This is a genomic window from Proteiniphilum sp. (assembly GCF_040307845.1).
Classification (GTDB): domain Bacteria; phylum Bacteroidota; class Bacteroidia; order Bacteroidales; family Dysgonomonadaceae; genus Proteiniphilum.
Window position 1 is genome coordinate 135,699 of sequence record NZ_JAWRIS010000062.1, and the last position, 19,551, is coordinate 155,249.

The following is a 19,551-nucleotide window of genomic DNA, read 5'->3' on the forward strand; positions in this document are numbered from 1 at the left end:
CTGTTCGACCACACAAATGTGATATCAATAGGTTTTACTTACGAGATCAAGAATTTACGAAAGAGAAAAATAGTTTAACAAGATGAAGATTGGCGACAAAATACCCGAAATACTGGGCACAGACCAGAACGGGGAACCGGTAAAGGCGGAGCAATTCAGAGGAAAAAAACTGGCTCTCTATTTTTATCCGAAAGATAATACGCCGGGGTGCACAGCACAGGCATGCAGCCTGCGTGACGGGTATAAGGACCTTCGTAAAGCAGGGTACGAAATCGTGGGTGTAAGTGTCGACAGTGAGAAATCACACCGGAAATTCATCGAGAAGTTCTCGCTTCCATTCCCTCTGATTGCCGATAGTGATAAGAAGCTGGTAGAGCAATTCGGGGTGTGGCAAGAGAAATCGATGATGGGGAAGAAATTCATGGGTACCGTCCGTACTACATTCCTTATAGATGAAAACGGGATTATCCGTGACAAAATAGAAGGAAGAGGGGTGGATACGAAAAACCATGCCGAGCAGATATTAGAGAATATGGAAACCGGCCGGGACTGATAAATCGGCAATGGAGTCAAGTGCAAAACATTAAACATAGCTAAAAACATGGCAGACGAAAAAGATAACAAGAACAGTGAAAAATTAAAAGCGCTGCGTGCAGCGATGGACAAGATTGAAAAGACCTACGGCAAGGGCTCTATCATGATGATGGGTGACGAAAAAGTGGAAGAGGTGCCGGTTATCTCCTCCGGTTCCATTGCCCTGAATGTGGCCCTGGGGGTGGGCGGCTATCCGCGCGGGCGTGTCATTGAGATCTACGGACCCGAATCATCAGGGAAGACCACACTCGCCATCCACGCGATTGCCGAAGCCCAAAAGGCGGGTGGTGTAGCGGCCTTTATAGATGCCGAACACGCTTTCGACCGTTTTTATGCCGAGAAACTGGGCGTAAATACGGATGAACTACTCATTTCACAGCCCAGCAGTGGTGAAGAGGCATTGGAGATCGCAGAACAATTGATCCGCTCCTCCGCAGTAGATATTATCGTCATCGACTCGGTGGCGGCCCTCACTCCAAAAAAAGAGATAGAAGGAGAAATGGGAGATTCCAACGTGGGTTTACAGGCACGATTGATGTCGCAGGCACTCAGGAAACTCACCTCAGCCATCAGCAAAACCAATACCACCTGTATCTTCATCAACCAGTTACGTGAGAAGATCGGGGTGATGTTCGGCAATCCGGAAACTACTACCGGAGGAAATGCATTGAAATTCTATGCCTCAGTACGTCTGGATATCCGCGGTAGTGGTACTGCTATCAAAGAAGGTGAAGAACAGGTTGGGAAACCTACCCGTGTAAGGGTTGTCAAAAACAAGCTGGCCCCCCCCTTCCGCAAAGCGGAGTTCGATATCATGTATGGAGAAGGAATTTCACGTACAGGAGAGATTATTGATCTGGGATCCGATTTGGGAATCATCAAGAAAAGCGGTTCATGGTACAGTTATAACGACACTAAACTGGGTCAGGGGCGCGACGCGGCCAAAGCTGCTGTCAAAGATAATCCCGAATTGGCAGAAGAACTCGAAAAACTCATCTTCGAGGCACTCAAGGAGAACAAATAACAGATTAAAGAGGGTATTTCCATCATGATTTTACCCTCTTTTTTGTTTTAATCACTAATTTCAGGATTCTTAACTTCTCAACTTCTTAACTTCTCTCTATTCATCTCATTACTCACATTAGTTACATTAGCATATTGGCACATTAGACTATGCAAATTCGCAGGAACTTAAAACAATCCGAAATCGACCAGTTGAAAAAAAACGGATGTAGCTGTACCGACTGGAAAAATATTACTGTAAAAGAAGGCTTCGACCCATGTCATATACGGGAAAGCCACTTTTCAGGAAGAGTAGAGATCGGCATATTTGAGAAGGTTTTTTCTTTGCCCGGCGGGTTACAAAAACATGCCGGCATCAACCGCGCTGTCATTCATAATTGTAGCATCGGCGACAATGTAGTGATCGAGAATGTGCAGAATTATATAGCCAACTACACTATCGGTGATAATTGCTTTATCCAGAATATAGATGTGATCCTGGTCGACGGGATGACTACATTCGGGAACGGAGTGCAAGTCAATGTGTTGAACGAAACCGGGGGAAGAGAAGTACATATCACCGACAAACTCTCCGCCCATTTTGCCTATATTTATTCCCTTTACCGCCATCGTCCAAAATTGGTCGAACGGATGAAAGCGATCATCGATTATTATTGCAACAAGCATGCATCTGACAGGGGAATCATCGAAAACGACTGCAAAATCGTGAACGTGGGTTATATCAAAAACGTGCGGATAGGCTCTTTCTGTAAGATCACCGGTGCGATGAAACTCAAAAACGGGAGCATCAACAGCAATGAATATGATCCGGTTTATATCGGACGGAATGTGATTGCCGAGGATTTCATTGTCTGCTCCGGTTCCACCATCGATGGGGGCTCCATTATCTCCCGCTGTTTCATCGGACAGGCCTGTCATATCGACCACGGTTATTCCGCTTCCGACTCCCTCTTTTTCAGTAATTGCCAGGGTGAGAACGGGGAAGCCTGTGCCCTTTTTGCCGGACCATACACCGTTACCCATCATAAATCGACCTTGCTGATTGCCGGGATGTTCTCCTTTATGAACGCAGGGTCGGGTTCCAATCAGAGCAACCACATGTATAAACTGGGGCCTATCCACCAGGGGATCATTGAACGGGGCGCCAAAACCACCAGTAACTCTTACGTATTATGGCCTGCCAAAGTGGGGCCTTTCTCGTTGATCCTGGGACGTCATTATCAACATGCCGACACATCGAATCTTCCTTTTTCCTACCTGGTGGAAAAAGACAACGGTACCCATATCGCACCGGGTGTGAACTTACGCAGCGTGGGTACTATCCGTGATGCCAAGAAGTGGCCGGAAAGAGACCGACGGAAAGATCCCGACCGGCTCGATTGTATCAATTTCAACCTGCTCAGCCCTTACACCATCCAAAAAGTGTTTGCCGGCATAGAGATCCTTAAGAACCTGCAATCGGCCGCCGGCGAGACATCCGAATTTTATACCTTCCAGAGTTGCGTTATCTCCAACTCATCGCTCCAAAGGGGATTAAAGCTCTACGAGATCATTATCCATAAATTCCTTGGGAACTCGCTTATCAAGCGTTTAGAGAATACCCGGTTTAAAAGTAATGAAGAGATCAGGCAGCGGCTTGACCCGCAAGGGGCGACCGGACAGGGAGAATGGGTAGATGTCTCCGGACTGATAGCTCCCAAATCGGAAATCGACGAACTACTCTGTAATATCGAATCGGGAGAGATCTCCTCACTGAAGGAAATCAATCATGTATTCCGGAAACTACACCAGGACTACTATGAAAATGAATGGACATGGGCCTGGGATAAAATCCAGTCGTTTTACGGAATAAAAGCCGATGAGATCACGGCCGCTGATGTGATTTCAATTGTGGATAAATGGAAAGCAGCGGTAATTGGTCTCGATGAGATGATTTACTGTGACGCAAAAAAAGAATTCTCACTTTCTTTCAAAACCGGCTTCGGTGCCGACGGTAATATTCAGGACCGGGCAATGGACTTTGAATATGTACGGGGTGCTTTTGACAAGAATCCCTTTGTCATGGCCACCCTGAAGCATATAGAAGATAAGAAGGCACTGGGAAACGAATTGATAGAAAGAATAAAGAATATACAATAAACACCCTATTTGTATGACTGACAAGATTGAGGAGCTCATTCAGCAGTTCAACCCGCAACCCATACGCATTCCAATAAACAAGTGTGACCTGGAAGAAGTGATAGAAACGCTTATTTCACAGATGTTTCCAATCTGCGACTGTGCGGAACCGGTAGATGTCCATGAAAAGCTGAAGGGCGCCGCTCTCACACTTTATGCCAACATATCCTCGCTCACCGGTGAGGAGAAAGCTGAAGGGATCACCGAATCATTTTTCCGTCAATTTCCCTTACTCCGGGAACGGCTCTATAAGGATGCGGCCTGCTACCTGAAAGCCGACCCTGCAGCCAAGAGTCTGGAAGAGGTAATCCTCACTTATCCCGGTTTTTACGCGCTCTGCGTACATCGTGTGGCCCATGAGCTCCACCGGTTGGGAGTCCCCCTGATTGCCCGGCTTTTCTCAGAGTACGCACACTCAAAAGTAGGCATCGATATCCATCCTGCCGCCAGGATAGGCAAGAATCTGTTTATGGACCATGGGACGGGAATCGTGATTGGCGAGACAACTGTGATTGGCGATAACGTGAAGATATATCAGGGTGTGACGCTCGGCGCTTTGTATGTGGAAAAAAAGTTGTCAGATATAAAACGGCATCCCACTGTGGAAGACAACGTGGTGATCTATGCCAATGCCACTATTCTCGGGGGAAATACATTGGTAGGCCATGACTCGGTGATTGGCGGCGGTGCATGGCTCACCCGAAGTGTGGTCCCCTACTCTCTCGTTTCTAACTCGATAGATGTAAAGATACGTATGGTAAGGGATTTCTCCAGTCCTTATGATTTTGTAATCTGATCTCCCCCGTCAATCTCTTCCAGTAAAGCGACAGCGGTTTCCACGGTCTCTATCTGACTGATTGCCACCGACCGTTTCCGGCCTTTCTCTTGCAAACGGCATCGGCGTGGTTGTTTCTGTACAAAATCCAATAACTGGTCGAACACCGGTGAATTGTAATAGGGCGACTCCGGATCAGAGATCAGGAAGAGGGTCATCTGTCCGTTTTTCAATACCACTTTCTCAATTCCCAGCGACTTGGCAATACGGCGGAGCCGCACAATACGGATAAGTTCCCTGCCCTGCGGCGGAATTTTTCCAAAGCGGTCTTCCAGACGTTTCATAAAGTCCATGATCTCTGTCTCCGACTCCATATTATCCATCTCGCGGTAAATTCCTACGCGTTCCGCATCATTCGGAATATAATTCACCGGGAACATCAGTTCCAAATCACTCTCCACCAGTACATCATCCACAAAATTATACGCCTGCGCCCTTTCAGCCTGCTGCGCATCGTACAATTCCGCAAACTCATCTTTCCGTAACTCCTGTACTGCTTCCTCCAGAATTTTCTGGTAAGTCTCATATCCCAGGTCGGCAATAAAACCACTCTGTTCCGCACCCAGCAGGTTTCCCGCCCCACGGATATCCAGGTCCTGCATGGCAATGTGAAGTCCGCTCCCCAGTTCGGCAAAATTCTCAATAGCCTGCAGTCGCCTGCGTGAGTCGCTGCTCAGCGTATAGAAGGGAGGAGCCAGCAGGTAACAGAACGCCTTGCGGTTGCTTCGTCCCACCCTGCCCCGCAACTGATGCAGGTCGCTCAGCCCGAAATTCTGCGCATCCATCACGATGATGGTATTCACATTGGGCATGTCGATTCCCGATTCGATAATGGTGGTGGCAATCAACACATCCTGTTCATGGTTGACAAAATCTTCAATCACGCCCTCCAACTTTTTCGGATCCATCTGCCCATGTCCCACCGCCACTCTCACACCGGGAATTTCCCTCTTGATCAATGCCTCCAGCTCATAAATATTCTTGATGCGGTTATTCACAATAAAAAGCTGCCCGTTGCGGTTCAACTCGAAATGGATGGCATCACGGATTAATTCGATATCAAAAGTATGCACCTCTGTTTGTATGGGATAACGGTTGGGAGGCGGCGTGCCGATGGTAGAGAGGTCACGCGACCCCATCAGTGAGAATTGCAGGGTACGAGGGATAGGTGTTGCCGTCATAGTGAGTGTGTCCACATTCACCTTCAACTGTTTAAGTTTCTCCTTGACCGACACGCCGAATTTCTGCTCTTCATCAATGATCAGCAATCCGAGGTCTTTAAACTCCACATCCTTCCCTACCAGCCGGTGCGTACCGATAAGGATATCGATCTTCCCCTCTTTTAAACGGAGCAGTATCTCTTTTTGTTCTTTCGCCGAACGCGCGCGACTCAGGTAATCCACCTTCACAGGGAAATCGGCCAGCCTATCCCTGAAAGTATGGTAATGTTGTGTGGCCAGTACAGTAGTAGGCACCAATACAGCCGTCTGCTTGCCGTCGGTTGCCGCTTTAAAGGCAGCACGGATGGCGACCTCGGTCTTGCCGAACCCCACATCGCCACAAACCAGCCGGTCCATAGGCCGCTCACTCTGCATGTCGGCTTTCACATCGCGGGTCGCTTTCACCTGATCAGGTGTATCTTCATACATGAACGACGCTTCCAACTCGGTCTGCAGATAAGTATCCTTCGAAAAGGCAAACCCTTTCTCCTGCTGGCGCCGGGCATAGAGTTTGATCAGGTCGCGGGCAATATCCTTAATTTTCTTCTTGGTCCTCTCCTTCACCTTCTCCCACGCCCCTGAACCCAACTTGTTGAGTTGTGGTTCCTCGCCTTCCTTCCCTTTGTACTTTGATATTTTGTGCAGGGAATGGATGGAAACAAATACGGCATCGTTATTTTTATAGGTGAGTTTAATTACCTCTTGTATCTTATCGCCGATACGCAAACGGACCAGTCCGGCAAACCGGCCGATACCATGATCCATATGCACCACATAGTCTCCCGGCTGGAGTTGGTTGATCTCCTTGAGCGTCAGGGCAATCTTACCCGAACGGGCCTTCTCGGATTTCAGGCTGTATTTATGAAAACGATCAAAAATCTGGTGATCGGTAAAGCAGCATATTTTCAACGTTTCATCCGAAAATCCCTCATGCAACGTCTTGTTGACCGGGATAAAGGGGATGGGATCGTTACGGTCCTCAAAAATATGGTAAAGTCTTTTCTGCTGTTTTTCACTGTCGCTCAATATATAAATTGTATAGCCCTCATCCATGAACCGGCGCAAAGATTCACTCAGGAGGTCGAAATTCTTATGATAAAGAGGCTGCATCGAGGTGTTGAATTCGATAGTGGCGTCGGGAGTATCCAACATTCTGGTATCGAAACGTATTTGCCGGAACGAACCGATGCACTCCAGGAAGTCTTTTTTCGAGAGCAGGTCGGCTTTCACAAACTCCTCATCCTTAGGATCGATTTGCAATTCATCTTCGTGGATCGATTCCACCCGGCTTACAATCCAACGCATATCCTCCGTACCGATTACCGAGTCACCCGGAAGAAGCCCGAACAGCGAAGCCGGTTTAAATCCATTACGGTCAAACTCGGGCACGATCCGTACTTCGTTAAATTTCTCCTTCGACAATTGTGTTTCCAGATCGAAATTGCGTATGGTCTCCACCTCGTCCCCAAAGAAATCGATGCGATAGGGATATTCACTCGAAAAAGAAAAAACATCGAGGATACTCCCCCTTACGGCGTATTGCCCCGGTTCATACACATAATCCGCAACCTGGAATCCCTGACTATCGAGCACTTCGCTCACAAAAGCACTGTCAACCCGGTCTCCCACCGATACCTTCAGCGTATTCTCCACCAATTGTTCACGTGAAACCGTTTTCTCTGCCAACGCATCGGGATAACTGACAATGACCAGTGGGCCTGAGCCGTCCTGCAGGCGGCTTAAGACACCTGCCCGGAGCACCTCGTTGGCACGGTCTATCTGCCCGTACTTGGCGGCCCTCTTGTAGGCCGACGGAAAAAAGAGCACATCCCCCGATCCCATCATCTGGGTCAGGTCATGGTAGAAATAACCTGCAGTCTCCGCATCATTGAATATATAGAGGTAAGTCCGGGGTTGTCTGTGGAATAATTCCCCGGCGAACAAGGCACGTGAAGACCCCTGCAAACCCGATACCGATAAGACATCTATATCTTTCAGTAAAGAGCCTGCCGCCGCCAGGTTGGGATGCTTTCCAATCAGCCGTTGTAATTGGGTAATGTCTATTGTTTCAACCATTCACAAGAAAGTTACAAAGATAAGCCATTTTTTTTTATTATCTTTGCCTCTCGTAGACAAGAAAATAATCACATATGGAGATAGATCCCAGGCACACACCTGATTACCTATTTGAGGCCAGTTGGGAAGTGTGTAACAAAGTGGGCGGTATTTATACCGTCCTATCCACACGGGCCAATATTCTACAAAAAACGTATAAAGACAAGGTATTTTTCATTGGCCCCGATGTGTGGGGTGAACAGGAAAGTCCCTGGTTCAGGGAAGATAAACATCTCTTTGCGTCATGGCGTGATTACGCATCGTGCAACCAACATCTCCCTATCCGTATCGGACGATGGAAAATTCCCGGGGAGCCCATCGTTTTTCTCATAAAGTTCGATGCATTCTTTGAAAAGCAGAATGATATCTACGCGGAGATGTGGATGGATTACGGGGTTGATTCGATAGCGGCTTACGGTGATTACCACGAAGCGACCATGTTCGCCTACGCCACAGGAGTAGTCATTGAAAGCTTTTACCGCTTTCATCACCTTGAAGCGGAAAACGTGATCGCCCATTTCAACGAGTGGATGACAGGTGCGGCAGCGCTTTATATCAGGAAGCATGTTCCCAAGATCGCCACCCTCTTCACCACCCATGCCACTTCCATCGGCCGTTCCATTGCCGGCAACAATCTCCCGTTGTATGATCATTTGCATCAATATAACGGCGACCAGATGGCCCGGCAGTTGAATATGACAGCCAAGCACTCCATCGAGAAGAAAGCAGCACACTATGTGGATTGCTTCACAACCGTGAGTGATATCACTGCAGCCGAATGTACCCAACTCCTGCAACGGCAACCCGACATTGTCACACCCAACGGGTTCGAAAAGGATTTTATACCCCAGGGACCTGATTACAACCGGGCACGTAAAAAAGCCCGGAAAGCATTGCTCAACGTTGCCGGGAAAATGGTAGGTCATGTCATTCATCCCGACGCATTACTGATTGCTACCAGCGGCAGGTATGAATATAAAAACAAAGGTATCGATGTATTTATCGACGCGATGAACCTGCTCCGGAAAATGCCCGAATTGACAAAGGATGTCATTGCCTTTATCATGGTGCCCGGATGGGTCAAAGGTCCCCGTAAAGATCTTCAGGAGCGTCTCTCCGGCAATGAACCAGCACCAATCGGGAACACTTCCCCGAGGCCTTCTTCTGACTGCCCCTTCCTTACCCATGAATTAGTAGACCCGGACCACGACATGGTGATGAATCAGATCAGGCATCTGGGGTTTTGCAATACAGAAAGTGAGAGGGTCCAGATCATCTTTGTCCCCTCTTATCTGAATGGAGACGACGGTATCTTCAACCTACCCTATTACGATCTGCTGATCGGACTCGACATGACGGTCTTCCCCTCCTATTACGAGCCGTGGGGTTATACTCCGCACGAAAGTGTGGCCTTTTCCGTTCCTACCATCACCACAAGCCTGGCAGGGTTTGGTGTCTGGGCGAAGAAACAAGGCGACAAGACAGAGGGAATAAGTGACGGTATTGAAGTAATTCACCGTAATGATGAAAACCATACGGAGGTGGCCGAAGAAATTGCCTCACTTGTACACGAGCTCTCGCTGAAAAGCAACGAACAAGTGAAAATATTAAAACAAAGCGCATCTGCATTAGCAGATATGGCAGACTGGGCACATTTCATCCGCTATTATCAGGATGCTTATAGCAAAGCATTGCATAACTCTTTTGTCAGATTATCGCATCCCTATAAACTTAAAACAGAATAAAAGTGTTATACTTGCCGTAAGATTCAAGAGCCAAAACTTTGTGAATTAATAGTGAATTTTCTTAGGAATGAGTGCAGAGTCAAACTTGTTTGAACTCTGCCGAGAGACGACAGAAAATCTACGGAGTGAAGAGTGAAAAATTAATAATGAAGAGTGAAGAGTGAAAAGTTGAGAATTCTTAATTCTTAATTTTTAATTATAAATTTTTAATTATAAAAGATGATTATTCAATCAAGTCATTCAAACGCGCCCATCTGGAAAGATATCCACGTACATACGGAATTACCCGATCAGTTACGTCCGCTGGAAGAGATCGTCCACAACTTATGGTGGGTATGGAATGAAGAAGCAAAAGCCATATTTGAAATCTTAGACCCACAGGAGTGGGAAAAGAGCGGAAAAAATCCGGTCGTATTATTACAAAACTTACGTTCCGAAGTCACTGAGAATGTATTGAACAACAATGAACTTCTGGAGCGGATTCAACGTGTCTACGGATACTTTAAGGATTATATGAGCGCCCCTCACAACAATGAGCGTCCAAGCGTAGCCTACTTCAGTATGGAATACGGACTGTCGCATGTGTTGAAAATCTATTCCGGCGGTCTGGGTATCCTGGCCGGAGATTATCTGAAGGAAGCGAGTGACAGCAATGTAGATATGACTGCGGTCGGTTTCCTCTACCGTTACGGTTACTTTACCCAGACACTCTCAATGGAAGGCCAGCAAATCGCCAACTACGAGGCGCAAAATTTTGGGAACCTGCCCATCACACAAGTGATGAACGAGGACGGGTCTCCCATGATACTGGAAGTCCCTTTCCATGACCGTTCTATTTATTCACATGTATGGAAAGTGGCGGTGGGACGCATCAACCTCTACCTTATGGACACCGATCTGGAACACAACAGTGAGTACGACCGCCCTATCACCCATCAACTGTATGGGGGAGACTGGGAAAACCGTATGAAACAGGAGTTTCTGCTGGGTGTCGGCGGTATATTATTATTAAAAAAACTGGGTATCCGCAAAGATGTATACCATATGAATGAAGGCCATGCGGCCTTTATCAACATCCAACGCCTGCATGATTATGTGCTGGAAGAAGGCCTCTCCTTTCAGGAAGCACTGGAGGTAGTACGCGCGTCGTCACTCTATACAGTCCATACACCGGTACCGGCAGGCCACGACTATTTCGACGAGCGCCTGATCTCCAAGTACATGGCACCTATGATAGAAAGTATCGGTATCCCCTGGCAACAGTTCATGGATATGGGACGCGATAACCCCGGATCGAATGAAAAATTCTCGATGAGCGTATTCGCATTGAATACCGCGCAGGAAGCCAACGGAGTAAGTAAACTCCACGGTACTGTCTCGCAAAAAATGTTTCAACCGGTATGGAAAGGTTATTTCCCAGAAGAACTGCATGTGGGTTATGTTACCAATGGCGTTCACCTACCCAGCTGGGCAACATCTTCAGTAAAAGCGCTTTACGAAAAATATTTCGGGGAATCGTTTTATGGCGACCAATCAAATACCGAGATATGGAAAAATATTTATAATGTGAGCGATGACGAGTTATGGGAGCTCCGCATGCATCTGAAAAAGAAACTGGTGGATTATATCCAGACAGAATTTAAAGAAGGATGGCTCAAGAACCAGGCGGCTCCCTCAAGGATTGTGAGCATGCTGGAGGAGGTTAATCCCAACGCGTTGCTGATAGGGTTCTCCCGGCGTTTTGCCACTTATAAGCGTGCACACCTGCTGTTCACCGACCTCGAACGCCTGTCGAAGATCGTAAATAACCCCAGATATCCTGTTCAGTTTATTTTTGCGGGGAAAGCGCACCCTGCCGATGGAGGAGGACAAGGATTGATCAAACAGATCGTGGAAATATCCCGTCGTCCTGAATTCCTTGGCAAGATCATCTTCCTTGAGAATTATGATATGCGCCTGGCTAAACGATTGGTATCCGGCGTGGACATCTGGCTGAACACTCCCACCCGCGCTCAGGAAGCCTCGGGAACTTCCGGCGAAAAAGCGGAGATGAACGGTGTATTGAACCTCTCGGTGCTTGACGGGTGGTGGTATGAAGGCTACAAAGAGGGCGCCGGTTGGGCCCTGACCGACGAACGGACTTACGACAACCAGTTTTACCAGGATGAACTGGATGCCTCCACAATCTACTCCCTGCTTGAAAATGAGATCGTACCCCTCTATTATGCCCATAACAGCAATGGCTACTCCCATGAATGGATACAATACATCAGGAAGTCCATGGCCGAAATAGCTCCCCATTTCACCACCAAACGAATGATGGACGATTACTTCGACCGCTTCTACAATAAGTTGGCAAAACGCTCTCACCAGCTTCACGAGAATAACTATGCAAAAGTCAAAGAAATTGTGAAATGGAAGATAGATACTGCCTCGAAATGGGATCAGTTTGAAGTTGTCAAATTAGAATTCAATCCCAATCAGAAAGTCGATTTTAATAACGGCCATAACGAGGTCTACGGACAGGTAGTAATCGACAAGAAAGGCATGATTTGTGACTTAGGCGTTGAATGCGTGGTTGTGGATCACGACACGATGAATAACGAACCCCAGTTCGTTGAGTCATATGAATTCGATCTGGTCAGGACCGAAGGTTCCCTCCTTTATTTCGAATCGCGTAAAGCACTTAACGATCCCGGCACACACCAGTATGGCCTACGGGTATATCCAAAGAATGCCGATTTGCCCCACAGGATGGATTTCGCATACATGCGATGGATATAATCCAATTCAGCCACCACCAAAAAGAAAAAGCGCCCTCTCACGAGTAGCGCTTTTTTAATTTCACCGACACACAAAGAAATAGTAATCGAAAACAATTACGAAGATTATGTTTACTTTATTATTATCAAAGGGTAGAGTCAGATAGCATTCGATAATCTGCTTTTGTGCGGTGAAATACCAAATCTCTTACTGTATGCGTTCACCAGATGTGATACGCTTTTAAAATCATATATCATAGATATTTCAGTGATACTGATATCGGAGTTAAGCACCAGAGACTGTATCTCTTCCATTTTACGGTCGAGCATCCACTGATAAGGTGTTTGTCCAAAACATTTCTTGAAATGGCGAGTAAAGGTCCTTAAACAGTCGTACTTACATAACCGTGCCAGTTCATTCATGTTTTTTGCCTGTGAATAGTTGCTCAAGACGCTGTCTTCAAACCGTTTTGACTTCGATGCCCGCGGGATAAATTTCACAAGCACAATCTCACTATCGGGCGATGGATTTACCCTGCTCTTCAAACCGTCCGAGAAAGTAAATGTGCAGGATGCCACATCTGTCAGCAAATATTTGCGTACGTCTTCTTTTTGTATTTTAGCGTTAGCATTCATAAGATCCTTTTTTAATGTTTCTGAATAATTCCCGAACCACGTATAATATGTATCCTATATTGCACAAAGATCAGGAATCAAAAATCGCTGTAATTAATTTTGAAATTTATAAACACAAAATAATAGAAGAATGACATAAAAAACAATAGCACTCCAATATTTTAACGGCATGGCAGCGAAAACACTATTAGTAATCAATATTTTACAGAAACCCAATTTAACGACCCTGCATAGAAAAAAAGCGCTCTCTCACGAGTAGCGCTTCTCTAATTTCACCGATACACAAAGAAATAGTAACCGAAAACAATTACGAAGATTGTGTCTGGTTTATTATCAAAGGGTAGAGTCAGATAGCATTCGATAATCTGCTTTTATGCGGTGAAATACCAAATCTCTTGGTATAAGCATTCACCAAATGTGATACGCTTTTAAAGTCATACATCCTGGATATCTCTGTGATACTGATATCAGAGTTGAATACCAAAGATTGTATTTCCTCCATCTTACGTTCAAGCATCCACTGATAGGGAGTTTGTCCGAAACATTTCTTGAAGTGGCGGGTAAAAGTCCTTACACAGTCATATTTACACATAGCTGCCAGTTCATTCATATTTCTTGCCCGCGAATAATTGCTCAATACACTGTCTTCAAACCGTTTTGATTTCGATGCCCGCGGGATAAACTTCACAAGCACAATCTCACTTTCGGGGGATGGGCTCACCTTGCTTTTCAAACCATCTGAGAAAGTAAATGTGCATGAAGCCACATCCGTCAGCAAATACTTGCGTACATCGTCTGTTCTTACTCTTGCACTAACGTCCATACGATGCTATTTTAAATGTTCCCGTAAACACTTCCGAACCGAGTGTAACACGTATAGTATATGTACCTGCACGAAGACCGGAAAGATTCGCTACACCAAAACCCATATCATATACTTCGATATAACTCTGTCTTACTTCCCTCGGACCGACAATCTCAACCCATGCGCCGCCTCGATAGTTCTGCACGGAGATGGAAATCACATTCTGAAGGTTGTATGCCTCCACAACCGGTACTGCAAGCTGTTCTCCCAGGTTATTTGCAGCCATTGCACCCCGGGTAGTACCCCCGAGCCTACCTAACTCAATTTTGTCTGATAATTGATCTGCCGAAACAGAAAATAAGAATGCACTACAAACGGTCATGAACAAAAATACCATTGACTTTCTCATATTTTAATCTCCTTTTTATTAATTAATTCTCTAATAATGCTTTTGAAATTCGTTGCGAATTATAGACACAAAGTAACGGAGGAATGACAGAAAAAGCAACAGGACTCTTCTTTTTTAATGGACAAAATACCGCTATTACACTAATAATAAAATATTTAAGACAATTTATTTAACGGCATTTTTATTCATGGAAGAGAGTCATATCCATGTTTTTTTCCTGCATTTTCCTTTTAAGTTGGGATTTTCTCACCCGGATACTCTCTAAACTGGTATTCATAAACGTGGCCAATTGTCGGTTATCGGCATTACATGCCAGTAACATCAGCATCATCTTTTCAGTCGCATTGAATATCCCCTCTTCATCTTTGAGGCGGGTATAGGCATAAAAAGTTTCATCGTCCGTGGCTATCGCTTTGGTAATATCTCGTAAATCGATGTCGGTATTCTTCAATATCTTCTCCATTTCATAGTATACTTTCGGGTTAGAAGAAATATATCGTTGGGTAAGCGATTCAAATTCACCCTGCAGGAAAGCCAGCCGCCCCGAGATATGGCTATAGAGTTGCAACAGCCACTTGCGTTTGCCTGCTTCGTCCTTTAAAATCCTGGCTTGCAGCTCTTGCTGTTCCATCTTATATTCAGCCTGTACCAGTCTCAATTTAGTGGTTCTCCTTACTTTCCAGGCATACATTAGAATGATTATCAGCACAATGACCAGAAGCAGGGCACCGATAACAATACGCAGGTTTTGTTGACGTGCTCTGAGGGTCTCATTCTCTGCTTCTGTAAGATCGTATTTTTTTTCCAATTCCACAATACGCGTATCCAAACGGTCCTTGATAGACTCACTATATAGCGAAAAAGCGTCTCTTAAATACTCATTAGACAAAGAAAGATTACCCTGTTTCTCAGCAATATTGGCCACATTCTGATAATAAAGATAAGTTTGCCTGTAGGTGGTATCTTGCATGGATCCAATAGCCATTTGGGCATATAACATAGCACTGTCCAATTGTCCAAGCCCGGTATATCTATCTGAAATATTATAGTATAACCTCGAAAGGTCAATATTTTCTTTCTGGGTATACGTTATTTGGAGTAATTCCTTTTCTCTTTCCAAGGCTTTTTCAGGCTCACCCAGCACATCATAATAGATGGATTGAGCATTCAAAATAAAATAATCCTTTCCGGGCAACCGGTTATAAAAAGATGAAAGCGTATCAAGGTACAACTTACCCGTTTCAATCTTTTTTGGCACCATTTCATTCCAATACAGGGCCAGATAAGTATCGAACAGATGAACAGAATCCCATTCTTGGCGAGCGTAGTCAAGTGCTTTACGAAAATATTCATCTGCTACCGTATTACTACGATTAGTATAATGAATATTACCCAGAAAATAGTTGATCAGGTAGCCTATTGAGGGATCCGGGTTTTGCATGGAGAGAAATAATTTACTTGCTTCCCTGAGTGGTTCAAAGACCGTACTGTCTCTCACTCCCATCCTGGTACGGACAATACCCTGATAAGCCAGGGCACGGATATAGTTATTATGTTTAGGATCATGTACACGGTAATAATCACTCACTGAGTTGATCAGGGAATCACTGGCAAAATTGACATACGTTTTATCATCCGAAATAACCTTTAACAGGCCATAATAAGCCCGGTTAGGCCAATCCAAATCCTCAGCGTCAATCATTTCCAAACTATCAGAAACAAGTTGCGGCATGCTGTCTATCATACTATCCCAGGAAGACAACTGCCGGTATACATGCTCATTAGCCTTGTTCCCGCATGAATAACAGATAACAAGGTAAACCACCGACAAGAAAAAAAAGAATAACCGCCACATTTTATAACCACCCATATAAAAGAGTACAAATATATACTTTTTTTTGATGATGTCTTTTTTTTACAACTTCAAATACCTCCATTAACCGATATTATTACCCTAAATTCTGTCAATCGGTAAACAGTTAGTATTTTTGTGCTGTTATAGCACTACCGTCCGTTTATATTGACGGTTTTTAGCATCCAACCGCATGAATAATAATTGGAAGAGGACCTTTGCAATTATCTGGAGTGGCCAGTTTTTCTCCATCCTGACCAGTAGTCTTGTGAACTTCGCCATCATTATATGGCTCAGCCTGGAAACGGGCTCGGCCGAAATGCTGGCGTGGGCAGCTATCGCGGGATTACTTCCCCAATCAATTATCGGGCCTTTTACCGGGGCATTGATAGACCGCTGGAACCGTAAACGGATCATGATGCTTGCCGACTCTTTTATCGCATTATGTACTTTGATACTGGCAATTCTTTTCTGGATCGATATAGCACAGGTATGGCACATATTCGGTCTATTGGCACTACGCTCCATAGGTTCTGCATTCCACATGCCGGCCATGCAGGCATCGGTTCCGCTCCTTGCTCTGACAAACCAGTTAACCCGTATTGCAGGCGTAAACCAGATTATCGCTTCGGTGAGTCAAATTGCAGGTCCCGCCCTCGGCGCCATGCTGATAACGATATGGAAGATAGAGTATGTGTTACTGTTCGACGTAGCCGGTGCCCTGATAGCTGTCACCTCACTCTTCTTCGTACATATCCCTAATCCGGAAAAGGAAGAGGGGGTAGAAAGGGATATTGTAAGGGAAATGAAAGAAGGCGCCATGATCATACTGAGGAACAAAGGGTTAAGCTGGGTTTTCATTTACGATATATCTGTCGCGTTCTTTATTATTCCCATCAGCGTACTATTTCCCCTGATGACATTCGACTATTTCAATGGCACAGAATTCCAGGCCGGTATCATTGAAGCGATATGGAGTGTCGGGGCATTGATAGGGGGTGCTGTAATGGGAGCGAAAGTGTATAAGATCAATCGCGTCGCATTGATCAATTGGATGTACCTCGTCTGCGGACTCACTTTCCTGTTGACCGGACTCTTGTCACCCGACGGATTTGTCTGGTTTGCCGTGTTAACCGCCATCGGAGGTGTTTCCGGCGCGGTGTATAACGCCGCATTTACCGGATTACTACAAACCAGGATAGAACCGGGCGTGCTTGGTAGGGTTTTCTCCATGTTTTTCACTTTCAGCCTTATACCGGCGATGTTGGGATTAGTGGGGATCGGCTTCTTGGCAGACGGACTGGGGCTCACCACATCTTTTATCCTATCCGGATCCATCATCATAGTGATAGGGATTGCGGCCTTCCTTACCCCACCCGCCATGCGGCTCGACCGACAGAAATATTAAAACAATTTACGTACGCTTGATCCACTTAGGATAAAACGCAAATTCCGGTTTGTCATATACAAATAAAATGTATATATCCACATTACTGCCATTCAATGTTACAATATCAATATTATCCCGTTAAAAAAGCCACTCATTCGCCAGATTAAAGCTAATATATCTCTATATTTTATAGAGTAGGTATAGAGAAGAAATAGAGTTACACTGGAGAAGATATGGCGGAAACACAGGCAAAGGTGCAGACTGTCAAAATTTTCATTTGTGAGGCTTGGCTCTCCAGCGGCTAAAGAATAGGCTAATCTCCATGCATAATTCAGTAAGTGAAGTGTATCACCACCAATATACGCAAACATAAAATGTGAGAGAAGAAATAGATTCACATGACCTTTCTCAAATGAGTCTATAGTGATCCTATAAAGGCTGACTCATAAAAGAGCCAGCCTTTAAATTTACATATTTAGGAATTAACACCTCCTGATCAATATCCAGCATTCTGCTGATCTTTCAAAGAAGGATTGGCATTCATTTCAGCAATTGGGATTGGCAAAATTGTCCTGAAATACTTATTATCGAACTGTCTTGAATCCGGTTCGGCTAATATATAATGGCGTCCCATATCTGCTTCACTAGTATAACGTGTGCAAGTAAGGTTGTTACGCATTAAGTCGAAAAACCGATGCCCCTCTCCTACTAATTCTTTTCTGCGTTCTTTTAATACCCTGTCTAAAGTGATATTGGCAGCAGTTATTGATTCAGTAGATGCAGGATTTGCCCGTTCTGCTATTGCTTTCACATAATCTGCCGCAATTTGAGTGTTAGATCCTCCCAGTTTTACCGCAGCTTCCGCACCGTTCAAATACACTTCAGAGAGACGTAATATTGGAATATTGGCAATAGGAATTTGAGATCCAGTTTTACCTCTGAATTTATTGACAAAGATTTTAGCAGTCCCCCAGGTTTTAATATTCGTCTCATCTTTAGACGCATCTACGATTGCATGACGAACATCAGCAGGGTCTTCATCTAATAGACTACTAAAAGTAGTGGTAACAATCATATCAGAGTATCCCGCCTCACTCATTAGATAACCAATTCCTTCACGGTCTCCCCAGTCACTTGTATCATAGTTTACAATCTCAAAAATAACTTCCGACGTACCTTCATCTTCCCAAACATCTGCATACTCAGCATTAGTCCAAAGTTCATAGGGTGAGTTATTTATAACATCCTGCGCCAGATTCAATGCTTGCTGATTATCTCCTTTATAAAGATAAACACGGCTAAGCAATGCCTTTGCAGCCCAATGATTTATATATCCAAGTTCGGTATCTCCTGAAGCCGGCAACAGACCAATTGCATTTTCCAGATCCTGAATAACTTGCTTATACACTTCATCAACACTGTTTCGAGAAGGAATAGCAGCTGGTTCTAAGGGTTCCGTCACAATGGGTACGCCTAAAGAAGCTCCCTGATCAACAACATATGGCTTACCATACACACGTACTAGATCAAAATGCACCAAAGCCCTTACAGCCAAAGCCTGTCCTTTAATAAGTTCAGCCTCCTCATCCGTAGCATCAGTAACAATTTCATTGTCAAATGCTTTAAGGATGTTATTGGCACGGCGAATTACATTATAAGGAACTTCCCAAATTGCAGGGGCATTATCTTTCGTATACCTCATTTCATATACAGCAGAAGTCCTATTGCCAGATCTACTGGCTTGCATATCATCACCTCTCACATCTCCATAATATATCATACGGGATGCATAATATGAATTTCTAGTGCTGCTACCTTGCAATCCGTCATACATACCTGTCAATGCGGCTCTTGCATCGGAAATATTTGTAATCGCGTCTTCTGAAGATATTGCAATATACTGTTCCGTGTCAAGGTAGTCAGAGCATGCAACCAACAGAGTGGCTACGATTGCTATTGTCAATCCTTTTATAATATTTTTCATATT

13 protein-coding genes are annotated in these 19,551 nt (G+C 45.0%); 7 read left to right on the top strand and 6 right to left on the bottom strand.

What is annotated here, in order from left to right; genetic code table 11:
- Positions 1-82 precede the first annotated feature (82 nt).
- From bcp to epsC, 4 genes are all read left to right on the top strand, one after another.
- Positions 83-553, top strand: a complete 471-nt coding sequence (bcp, locus tag ABV001_RS16325) for a thioredoxin-dependent thiol peroxidase (RefSeq protein ID WP_352423781.1) — start codon at positions 83-85, stop codon at positions 551-553.
- 48 nt (positions 554-601) lie between these two features.
- A complete protein-coding gene (recA, locus tag ABV001_RS16330; protein ID WP_352423782.1) occupies positions 602-1,618 on the top strand; it encodes a recombinase RecA in 1,017 nt (338 codons plus the stop codon).
- A gap of 149 nt (positions 1,619-1,767) precedes the next feature.
- Positions 1,768-3,756, top strand: a complete 1,989-nt coding sequence (locus ABV001_RS16335) for a DUF4954 family protein (protein ID WP_352423783.1) — start codon at positions 1,768-1,770, stop codon at positions 3,754-3,756.
- A gap of 13 nt (positions 3,757-3,769) precedes the next feature.
- Complete coding sequence (gene epsC, locus ABV001_RS16340) at positions 3,770-4,591, top strand: serine O-acetyltransferase EpsC (protein WP_352423784.1); 822 nt, start codon at positions 3,770-3,772, stop codon at positions 4,589-4,591.
- Here the strand turns inward: epsC and mfd are convergent.
- Positions 4,573-7,926, bottom strand: coding sequence for a transcription-repair coupling factor (mfd, locus tag ABV001_RS16345; protein WP_352423785.1), 3,354 nt, complete (start codon positions 7,924-7,926; stop codon positions 4,573-4,575). The genes epsC and mfd overlap by 19 nt on opposite strands.
- Positions 7,927-8,000: 74 nt before the next feature.
- On the opposite strand from mfd, the gene ABV001_RS16350 reads away from it, so the two are divergent.
- Both ABV001_RS16350 and glgP read left to right on the top strand, forming a co-directional pair.
- The gene (locus ABV001_RS16350) at positions 8,001-9,710 is read left to right on the top strand and encodes a glycogen/starch synthase (RefSeq protein WP_352423786.1); all 1,710 of its coding nucleotides are present in this window, start codon (positions 8,001-8,003) and stop codon (positions 9,708-9,710) included.
- A 219-nt stretch (positions 9,711-9,929) separates the two neighbouring features.
- Positions 9,930-12,494: an alpha-glucan family phosphorylase gene (gene glgP / locus ABV001_RS16355; RefSeq protein ID WP_352423787.1), complete on the top strand. Its 2,565-nt coding sequence runs from the start codon at positions 9,930-9,932 to the stop codon at positions 12,492-12,494.
- 137 nt (positions 12,495-12,631) lie between these two features.
- Here glgP and ABV001_RS16360 read toward each other — a convergent pair whose 3' ends face one another.
- The 4 genes from ABV001_RS16360 to ABV001_RS16375 form a co-directional block, all read right to left on the bottom strand.
- The gene (locus tag ABV001_RS16360) at positions 12,632-13,108 is read right to left on the bottom strand and encodes a helix-turn-helix domain-containing protein (RefSeq protein WP_323425104.1); all 477 of its coding nucleotides are present in this window, start codon (positions 13,106-13,108) and stop codon (positions 12,632-12,634) included.
- 346 nt (positions 13,109-13,454) lie between these two features.
- Positions 13,455-13,931 (bottom strand): helix-turn-helix domain-containing protein, encoded by a 477-nt coding sequence (locus ABV001_RS16365; protein ID WP_352423788.1) that lies wholly within the window; start codon positions 13,929-13,931, stop codon positions 13,455-13,457.
- Positions 13,921-14,322 carry a hypothetical protein gene (locus ABV001_RS16370; RefSeq protein WP_352423789.1) on the bottom strand — a complete coding sequence of 134 codons (402 nt, stop codon included), beginning with the start codon at positions 14,320-14,322 and terminating at the stop codon, positions 13,921-13,923. The genes ABV001_RS16365 and ABV001_RS16370 overlap by 11 nt, the downstream gene beginning before the upstream one ends.
- 181 nt (positions 14,323-14,503) lie before the next feature.
- Entirely contained in the window at positions 14,504-16,177 is a 1,674-nt protein-coding gene (locus ABV001_RS16375; protein WP_352423790.1) for a hypothetical protein, read from the bottom strand.
- A 190-nt stretch (positions 16,178-16,367) separates the two neighbouring features.
- On the opposite strand from ABV001_RS16375, the gene ABV001_RS16380 reads away from it, so the two are divergent.
- Positions 16,368-17,582, top strand: coding sequence for an MFS transporter (locus tag ABV001_RS16380; protein WP_352423791.1), 1,215 nt, complete (start codon positions 16,368-16,370; stop codon positions 17,580-17,582).
- A gap of 478 nt (positions 17,583-18,060) precedes the next feature.
- Here the strand turns inward: ABV001_RS16380 and ABV001_RS16385 are convergent, their stop codons facing one another.
- Entirely contained in the window at positions 18,061-19,548 is a 1,488-nt protein-coding gene (locus ABV001_RS16385) for a RagB/SusD family nutrient uptake outer membrane protein (RefSeq protein ID WP_352423792.1), read from the bottom strand.
- Positions 19,549-19,551: the final 3 nt, after the last annotated feature.